The organism is Calditrichota bacterium (assembly GCA_013151735.1).
In the GTDB taxonomy this organism is placed as follows: Bacteria; Zhuqueibacterota; JdFR-76; order JdFR-76; family BMS3Abin05; genus BMS3Abin05.
On record JAADHR010000148.1, the window covers coordinates 1 to 5,957 of the forward strand.

6 protein-coding genes are annotated in these 5,957 nt (G+C 47.2%); all 6 read right to left on the reverse strand.

Annotated elements, in window-relative coordinates; translation table 11 throughout:
* Positions 1–407 precede the first annotated feature (407 nt).
* Positions 408–1,556: a DUF819 family protein gene (locus GXO76_10805; GenBank protein NOY78344.1), complete on the reverse strand. Its 1,149-nt coding sequence runs from the start codon at positions 1,554–1,556 to the stop codon at positions 408–410.
* 129 nt (positions 1,557–1,685) lie between these two features.
* Positions 1,686–2,750 carry a type IV pilus twitching motility protein PilT gene (locus GXO76_10810; protein ID NOY78345.1) on the reverse strand — a complete coding sequence of 355 codons (1,065 nt, stop codon included), beginning with the start codon at positions 2,748–2,750 and terminating at the stop codon, positions 1,686–1,688.
* Positions 2,751–2,767: 17 nt separating this feature from the next.
* Entirely contained in the window at positions 2,768–4,474 is a 1,707-nt protein-coding gene (locus GXO76_10815; GenBank protein ID NOY78346.1) for a hypothetical protein, read from the reverse strand.
* Entirely contained in the window at positions 4,425–4,937 is a 513-nt protein-coding gene (locus tag GXO76_10820) for a hypothetical protein (GenBank protein ID NOY78347.1), read from the reverse strand. Before GXO76_10820 ends, GXO76_10815 begins: the two co-directional genes overlap by 50 nt.
* Before the next feature lie 36 nt (positions 4,938–4,973).
* Complete coding sequence (pilO, locus tag GXO76_10825; protein ID NOY78348.1) at positions 4,974–5,618, reverse strand: type 4a pilus biogenesis protein PilO; 645 nt, start codon at positions 5,616–5,618, stop codon at positions 4,974–4,976.
* Positions 5,619–5,817: 199 nt separating this feature from the next.
* Positions 5,818–5,957 (reverse strand): hypothetical protein (locus tag GXO76_10830; protein NOY78349.1); only part of this gene is annotated, 140 nt, incomplete at its 5' end.

Here is a 5,957-nt window from a genome sequence, read left to right on the forward strand (position 1 = left end):
ATTCCATCTTTTTCAAAACCTCTTCCGGCGGCAGTCCTTTGGCCGGCAGCGACAGGGCGTAATCAGACATCAAAAACTCCGTATTTAAATTCGTAGAAAGTTTTGCTCTAATCTAAAAAATTCATTCGCCACAAAGGCACGAAAACGCAAAGACAGAATAAAAAAAATAATAAGAAAGCTTTGAAAAAAAATAAACAAAACAAACTGAGTCTTGAATCACTAATCCTTTTAATTATAACACCCTTCGTGACTTGGGGGTCTTCGTGGCAACAATTTATGAACAATACAGGTTAAAAAGCCTTCGCCCATTCATTTCACGAATTTTAGCCAATGGACTTCATTGAGTCGCGCATTTGCGGCAACACGAATTTAATCTCACCTGCGAAATGCATCCGGGCTTCCACCCGTCACCTTAAAAGATAGGCCAGAAAGATCCCCAAATAATTCCCAATGGCGTAGCCAATTACGCCGGTCGTGAGGCCGGTAACAATGATTTCCTTATTTTTCAGGGCACTGGCCACCACCGGGACAAAGGGGGGCGAACAGATCATGGCTGTAGAAGTAATAATCACCGTATCCGCATCAATCTTAAAAAACGAGGAAATCAGAACATGCAGAAAAAGCGACCCGAAAATGGCCAGGAACACAAAGAAAAACAGATCGGGCGAGGTACCCGCAATTTTGTGAATGTTGGCCATCGATGCCACATCCAGGCAGAAGATTAAGATCAGGTACATGCCGAGTTGAAAGGTTTTGTCGATCTTATTTATGGAAGGAACCAGCGAAAAGGCGATGCCGAGCGTGGTAATGGTCAGGATGGCCACCGCCATTGACGAGTTGGGGCTGACCAGAAGACTCAAGCCTCCGGCAATTGCAAAAATGCCGATGGAAACCAGAAAGGCTTTCATCAAAGGAAAAAATTTGCCGCGGGCAAACATTCCCGCGTAGGAATGCACATTTTCAATCTGATCGCTCGCTGCCTCTTCCCTTCCGTTCTCATTGGTAAAGTGAAATTCGGGTAAAAAGGTCAGGAACAGTTTCCGGGCGATTGTAATAAAGAAAATAATGTAAACCGTAGAAAGAAGCGTGTCGTAGGTGTGAACAATTATGTAAACCGTGGAATCCACATTCAGGGCGGTTTTGATAGCGGCCAGGTTGGGCGTTCCGCCCGTGTAAACCCCAACCAACATACCGCTGATTTTCCAGACATCCGCAATTTGCCCCGAAAACCAGGCATTTCCCGCAATGACAACCGCCACGACGGCCGCAATGGCAATCACCATGGAAAGCATGGCCTTGCCCGCCACCTTTGTCCACTTTCTTACATCCACCGAAAACAGGAGAAGAGGAATGGCGAGCGGAATGGTCAACGTGGCCACCAGGCTTTGGACCGACTCGCTTCCCCGGGGCAAAAGTTTTACATTTCCAAGAGTAAATCCGATGAGATAGGCCAAAACCACGGGACCCATTTTTTCAAGAAAAGGAACTTTCACACAAAGGTAAATAATAACCGCTGGGAAAAGGACGTAAAACAAACCCAACAAAACCGCTTCCATCGAAACTCCAGGATTGATTCTTGGGTTTTGGAGGCCTTCCTGCAGGAGGGTACCCAAATTGAACCCAAAGATTTAAACGATTCAATTTAGTGAAGTATAAGAAATTCACTCTTAAATGTCAAGGGGTTTTTAACTTTGTGCGGCCGCTAAGAGAATCTTGCTTTCAACGGTATGTTTGTCGTGGGCGTAAAGGAGAGCGATTTCGCCGGAGATTTTTCCGGTTTGTACAAAAGTCAGGAGATTCTGATCCATAAGCTGCATCCCGAATTGGGCGCCGGTTTGAATGGCCGAGGGAATCTGGTGAATTTTTCGTTCCCGGATAAGGTTGCGAATGGCGGGCGTGGCGATCATAATTTCCATGGCCGCAATTCGTCCGAGTTTATCCTTTGTCGGCAAGAGACGCTGCGAAATGACCCCCAGAATGGCATCGGCAAACTGGGCACGGATTTGATCCTGCTGACCGGCAGGGAACACATCCACAATTCGGTTGATGGTTTCCGCCGCGCTGTTGGTGTGGAGTGTGGCAAAAACCAGGTGCCCTGTTTCGGAAGCCGTAAGTGCCAGTGAAATGGTTTCCAGGTCCCGCATCTCCCCCACGAGAATCACATCCGGGTCCTCCCGCAAGGCGGCGCGAAGGGCATTGGCAAACGATTTTGTGTGAGGGCCCAGTTCCCTTTGATTAATCAGGCAATTCTTTCCCTTGTACACATATTCAATGGGATCCTCGATCGTAATCACATGCACCTGACGTTCAGAATCGATTAGATCAATCATGGCCGCCAGTGTCGTTGATTTTCCTGAACCTGTGGGGCCGGTTACCAGTACCAGGCCCTCCTGACGGCGGGCCAGATCGTACACACCCGCAGGCGCCCCCAGTTCTTCCAGCGTGCGAATGCGTTCAGGGATGACACGAAATGCCAGCGCCTTCCCGTTCAACTGGAAATAGGCATTTGTGCGGAATCGGGCCACACCCGGAATAGCGTAGGCAAAATCCAGCTCCCGGCTGGACTCGTAAGCGGCCCGTTGTTCTTTGGTTAGTAATTCGCCGATTAGTTGATTGATGTGTTCGGCAGAAATTGCCTGCCCGTTCATTTTTTGCAGATGCCCGTGCATCCGAAAAATAGGCGGATAACCCGAGCTGAGGTGAATATCCGACGCCCCTTTCTTTACGGCAAATGTCAAAATCTTGTCCAATTGACGATGATTCACCCCTATTCACCCCTCACGATATGCGGCGTGATGAAAATAATCAGATCCGTCTGCTTTTTCTCCTTTTTCTGATGCCTGAAAAAGGGCCCGATCAAGGGAATATCGCCCAGCAAAAATACCTTGCTGGTGGTTACCGTGGTATTGTCCTTAATCATTCCGCCGATTACAATGGTTTCTCCGTCCCGCACGGAAACCGTCGTGTGAACAGAGCGTTTGGAGGTAATGGGCGCCCGATTCACATCCACCACCACTTCGCCCGTTACTTCTTCAATAACCGGATTAACCGACATGAGAATTTTCCTGTTTTCCGTAACGTGAGGCGTGACGCGCAGTTCAATATTGACATCCTTATAATTAAAGGTCACGATGTCGCCCTGGCCCGCAAGCCCCCGATTGATCTGCGGGATCGGAAATGTGGTTCCCACACTGATGGTTGCCTCCTGATTGTCCATTGCCGTAATCCGGGGATTCGATATGAGTTTGGAATCGGTGTGCTCTCTTAAAAAATCCAGAACCACTTTAAATTCACTGGCCGTCAGATGTCCCAAATTCCACTGTCCGGTGCGGGGATTATCGACCATGGCCGAATAGGATTGTGCTTTCCCGTTGGGCAAAACCTGTTGCCACAACAGGGATGCATTTATGGTTTTGTCCCAATCAATTCCCAACCTGTCCTCATTCACGGGAGCCATTTCAACCAATTTTGATTCGATCATAATCTGAGGGACCGACACATCCAATTGGGCAATAATTTGTGAAATTTGTGCCACCTTTTCCGGCCTGTCGGTCACAATAAGTACGCTTGAGTGCGATTGGGATGCCGTTGATGCCGTTTGCTGAGGCTGTCCCGGTCTTTGCTGCCGTTTTCTTGCCTTCTGAAAATAGGTTTCAAAAACCTCAATGCTGCCTTCTTTCGATTTGAGGGGGCTTAATGTCTGTTTCAGATTATTGGCATCCACATATTTGAGATGAAAAACGCGGGTCACCATTTCACCGGGCAGATTCTTGTCCATTTTCTTGACGAGAATGATGTTGCCCTGGACCAAATAATCGTAACCATTTGCCTTCAAGATGGTGTCCAGCGCTTCACGCAAACTTACATTTTGCAGACGAACCGTCACCTTGCCGTGGACATCATTTCCTGCCACAATATTAACGTCGTTTTGCGCCGAAAGCAGACGCAGAACATTCGGGATTTCGGCATCGTGATAGTTCATTGTAATTTTTCCGGGAACATCCAGAATGGGGGAACCTACCGAGCCCGCCCGAATTAGAACGGGCGTTTTCTTCGGATTAGAGGTCTTTTTGCCCGTAATGCGAATCGTAATGGTTTCATTTTTTTGTTGAAGTGTGTACGAATCCGCATCCCGTAAAAAAAGGCTGACCTTTGCCACCGGTGGATTCGACAAATAGGACCCGACCGTAAACCCTGCCAGAGGGCCTTTCGGGAAATTCTGTTCTTTTGTACCCAGTTCCGCCCGGGTTTCCCCCAAAAATACCACAATGCGATCCGGACCGATTTTTCGTTTTGCAACCACCCGAACCTGATCACTGGTAAGCAGTTTCACGACGGTTTCATTCGGCTCTATTCTAACCTGCACGTCTTTTAAAGAGGCCACATTCGCCGCCTGCGCCCCCTGGACGCACGCGAGAACCCCGCTAATTAGAAGGATTTTTCTGACGATCGTGTTTCGTTTTGTCTTCATCATTCGTTCCACCCAGAATTAGTGAGAATTTGCGAAGATTCTTTTCGCAAATTGCCCGATTTCCATCTACCCGGAGAACCTTCAAGCCATTCAGTGATTCCCCGACTTTAATAATATCATCATTTATTAATACATACGCATCTCCGTTTTTCCAGGAAATGGCTTTGAGCACATATAATTGGGGTTTTTTAAATCCCAACGAATCCAAAAGTGCCGGTGTAAACGCCCCAATAAACGGATCGCGCCTCCACCGGCCTGTTCCCTTAAAAACCCTGTGAGCGTTCATTTTCGGGGCTGACACTTTTCGGACAAATGGGTTCACATGTCGGGAAGCCAATTGATTCTTGACCAGTGCCGGCGGAGTAACCGCTGTTTTTTTGGTGAATACAAATTGGTTCAGCAGGAAGACCGTAAGCACGGCTCCCATTACACCCACCATAATTTTTTCACGTTTTTGTAATGCCATTTTCGAAAACTTTCACTAATTCTCACCCGTTAAGGATTACAGAAGCGCCTGCGAACCCCTCACACCCGGAGATTCCTGCGCCTTTTTGGTCAGAAGAAAGAAATAGCCTTTCAATTGAATATCGATGTTCGGGTAAATTGAGGGATCCGTTCCCAGATGAACCTCGTCCACCGCAAATGCAAAAGGAAGCTTGGGAACATCTTCCAAAAAATGCCCTAAATTGATGTACCGCCCCCGCATAATGAATGTAACCGGCAGCTTCACCATCGGCTTGTCCTGGGATGAAACGCCCTTCACCGGAAACAGAACATTGTAGGAGGGGGTCATGGCCAGTACCGCCAAATGATGCCGCCGGCCAAGCCGAATAATCTTTTTCCCAATGGATGGCATTTTTGAAATCGGATAGATTTTTTTCTCAATTTGATCGACATTCGCATTCAGCTCCGTTACTTCTTTTTCCAATTTTTCAATCTTATTCTCCGAGACCGACGCCGCCCGAATCATGAGTGCCCATTTTTGTACGTTCCGGTTCAGGGTTTTGACCATACGCGACGTTGGCTGGTAATAAAACAAGAGCCATCCCGCCACAACTACCACAAGAACAGCAAATCCAATCCCGATTTTTATCGAACTCCCAACCGGTTTTTTGATCTTTTCTTTTTTTCTCTCTTTTTTGGCCATTTTATTCTTTGATTTCTGTTTTCACCACAATAACTTGTGGTGGTTGTTCAAGGTTGTTGTACAAAATCCCAAAAAATATTTTGACGGTTCAAACACCCACCGCATAAGCCTTGAATCACATCATTTTTTTGTACCGGCATCTTTTTTGTACTATCACCCCAATTCATTGTGGTGATGAACAAATGAACAAACAAGCGGACTAAAACCGGCAAATAATTTCAAAACGCAATTCATCATTTTCCTCCGAGAGGGATTGATTAAGCAGCATCACGCTTTGAAAATAGCCGGAATCCCGCAGACGCAGCATAAAATTGGCAATGCGAATTCCCTCATCGGGAC